Origin of the sequence: Pantoea conspicua, from assembly GCF_002095315.1 — a bacterium.
Taxonomy (GTDB): domain Bacteria; phylum Pseudomonadota; class Gammaproteobacteria; order Enterobacterales; family Enterobacteriaceae; genus Pantoea; species Pantoea conspicua.
Genome location: NZ_MLFN01000098.1, coordinates 1 through 3,168 on the forward strand (window position 1 = coordinate 1; position 3,168 = coordinate 3,168).

3 protein-coding genes are annotated in these 3,168 nt (G+C 46.3%); 2 read left to right on the top strand and 1 reads right to left on the bottom strand.

Features of this window, described 5'->3' with window-relative positions; all coding sequences use genetic code 11:
* The coding region (locus HA41_RS19295; RefSeq protein ID WP_482809939.1) for a ferredoxin reductase domain-containing protein at positions 1-624 on the top strand (624 nt) is incomplete at its 5' end.
* A gap of 708 nt (positions 625-1,332) precedes the next feature.
* Positions 1,333-1,875: a zinc-binding dehydrogenase gene (locus HA41_RS19300; RefSeq protein WP_279627073.1), complete on the top strand. Its 543-nt coding sequence runs from the start codon at positions 1,333-1,335 to the stop codon at positions 1,873-1,875.
* Between the two features lie 260 nt (positions 1,876-2,135).
* On the opposite strand, the gene HA41_RS19305 is transcribed toward HA41_RS19300, so the two are convergent.
* On the bottom strand, positions 2,136-3,122 hold the full coding sequence (locus tag HA41_RS19305) for an endonuclease domain-containing protein (RefSeq protein WP_094122100.1): 987 nt from the start codon (positions 3,120-3,122) through the stop codon (positions 2,136-2,138).
* Positions 3,123-3,168: the final 46 nt, after the last annotated feature.

Consider the following 3,168-nt stretch of genomic DNA (forward strand, 5'->3'; position numbering starts at 1 on the left):
GATTTATTCAACAAAGCCGATGCCCGCACGGAAGGGCAGGATCCGGGCTATGTCTCCTCCACGTTGCATAATAGCGTTGATAAGGGCAGCGTTGTTGAACTCAGCGCCCCGGCAGGAAATTTTTATCTGCTGAACCCGGATACGAACAACGTACTCATCAGCGCAGGCGTCGGGCTGACGCCGATGATTTCTATGGTTAATCATTTGCTTGCAGAGCATGCCGATCCAAACTTTAAACCGGCATTACGTGACGGCATAAATGCCGGAACCAGAGAATACCGGGCGCTGAAAAAAGAAATATACTTTATTCATGCGGCGCGCAGTTCTGAAGTGCATGCATTGCGTAAGGAGCTAAAAAACTTAGCCAGCCAGAATGATAATCTTCACGTTTTTATTGCCTATGAAAATGTAAAAGAAGATGAGGTCCCCGGTAAAGATTATCAGGTGAAGGGAAGGCTCGATTTAAACGCTCTTCCGGCGGCATATCTTCCCGCAGAGGCTGATTACTATTTATGCGGACCGGTTCCGTTTATGCAGGAACAATATCGCTCTTTGATCAGTCTGGGCGTGCCGGAGGAGAAGATATTCAGTGAAGCTTTCGGGACTGGCGGGCTGCATCTGTAGGTGCGTCTTTATGACGGTATTTAAAGTCCTTTTCCGTATTTACTTTAGCTCTCTGTAACCGCTTTTCGTTAAACGTACAGAACCCGAAGCCAGCAGCTGTTTTGCTGGCTTTGCTCCTCCTCCGTCATCCGGGCTCAGGCCAGAAGTCCCGTTTGCAGCGTTGCTTTCTGAACATACAAAACTTTCTGTACTTCTGCGAAGGTTCTTCCTGGGCTTAAAGGCGTGGTCTGGAGCAGCACGGCAGGTGTCCGGTAACGGGACTTCACCACAATGCATATTTGAAATGGTTGTGCTCGCCGGCTGACCACCCCTGCCGTCAGGGCTTAACCATACGCTGGCAGAAGCTAAACAGGATGCTGACCTGTTTTTCTTTGATTTCTTGTTCTATCAGCTTGTCACAACGGGGAAAGAGGCTATTGCCACAATGTTACCGTTAAGCTGACGGCTGTTTCTTCATGTGCGTTACCATTTTATTGAGCTTCAGTTCACCTGGTATGGAAGGGATTCTGCAACGCAGAAAGTTTTCTCTTGTTGTTCTGTTCTGTATTTGAATTTTCTTTAATTCAGCGCTGAAAGAGACGGACGAAGCAGCGTGGCAGTGGTACATGCCGTACTTCTGAGCCTTTTTAACTCGTCATGGTGATAAAGGGATAAAAGGATGCGTTCTGTGATACTGGGTGCGGGAAAATTAAAGCGGATGACTGGCTCCTGGTTCATTCTGCAGCGGGCGGTTGGGAGCAGTTTGTCACCCGCTGGTCAACCATGAAAGGTGCGCGGGTCATTGGTTCAACCGGGTCCGCTGCGAAAGTGAAAACTGCGCAGGCAGCAGACGCAGCTGAAGTTTTTCTTCACACAGATGCGGCATGGGCTGAAAAAGTGCGCGAAATTGCAGATAGTCGCGAAGTGCATATTGCCATTGATGGAACTGGAGGATTCATGCTCGCTTCAACATTCAGTGTGGTATGCCCTTTTGGCATAGTGGCAAGCCTGGGCCAGTCCGCCGGGCCTATTCCACCGGTGCGTGTAGAGGAGCTTGGCTTTGCCCGCTCAATAGCACTTATACAACCAAGCTCAATCGCCTATGCTGACGACGCCGATCTCTACAGACAGGGGGCCGAAGACCTCATGCAGGCTTTTCAGAACGGACTGGAAAATCCGGTCGGAGCTGAATATACTCTCACGGATGCGGCAAAAGCACACTCTGACCTCGAGGCCGGACGCACAACAGGAAGCGTAATACTTACTGTTTAGCTCCAGTCGCAATAAGGGTAAAAGCAGAACCAGCATGGCCTGATTTGACCCGCCACATATGAATACGACTCCATTTTCTCGGATCGATAACTGCTTTTGTTTGCCTTTAACTTGTGTCTATATGTCCACTTTTCGCTCTTAGCGGACCTTGGCCTGCTTATGAGCCGCTTTGTACAAGCATGAGCCAGCAGCGCATAAAAAGCCACCAGTTACGGTGGCCAAACGTCTGTGCCATCAATGAGCAGACTTGCTTTTGGTTACTAAAATTCCTTTTCTCTTTTTTCATCTGATTTAGTATCGTCAAAAAGCTTTGAGCACTCTTCAAAAAGTGATCTCAATTCTTCGTCCATAACAGGGACAGATTGACTGTTAGTACTAACGATTTTTTGATTTAGCATGGAATCAACTTTATTAGATGCCTCAAGCTTTGCAGCTTTTTCTTTTTCCTCTGCTTCTTTATACATTCTGGATGCCTTCTCATTTAAATCCCCAAGCGCTACAGTCACTGCACCTAAAAATCCTAAAGGTGACAGGATTCTGGCTGGCGAATTCTCAGGCTCCTTTACTTTTGCAAAATCAATTTTTGTATAAAAAGGCGTTTCAGCAAGTGTTGACTTCACTCGCCGAACCGCTTCATTTGGGGTTCTGAAAACAACCTTTGCAGGGATCCGTAGTACCTTGTAACCACGCTCTACTGAAATCTTATCTCTTATGCGATCACGCTCAACTTGTTCAGGCGATGAATGCCAGGCTGCGCCATCAATCTCAACAACCTGTCTGCCGTTGACCAGAAAGTCAAAACGGTAAGGCGGAGATCTAACCTGCATTTCTAGCGTCAGCAATGAGCATACTAATTTTCCAGCGCTCGGCTTGAGATTTAACTCTCTGATCATCGCTGCGAGAAATTGTTCTTCAGCCGGTGACTCGCATTCCGCCATAAATAAATCGTACCAATCATCCTCTGGAGTAGCATTGAGCCAACTTAATTGTTGAATCTCAGTTTGGACAATTATTTCTTTAGCATTATTTTTATCAACACTGTCTTTTGTGAAGTGTTCCCACAATCCAACAATAACGAAAAAAACTGCAAATAACAGCAACGGGAACGCGAAACACACCGGCAATAACACCACAAGCCAACTAATGCGCACCCAAAAATCCCTATCGAATTTTTTGCTCACGATAAACTCATACTTTTTAATATATGTTTGATTATTATTAAAAATATCATAGTTGGCATTTGACATCAGTACGGATAATCTGTTTTTTCCTTACGCTTAGGGTATAAAAGGC

Bases quoted from the DNA above. Each gene is read 5' to 3' on its own strand.
- HA41_RS19305 (WP_094122100.1), bottom strand. From the start codon at position 3,122: ATGTCAAATGCCAACTATGATATTTTTAATAATAATCAAACATATATT.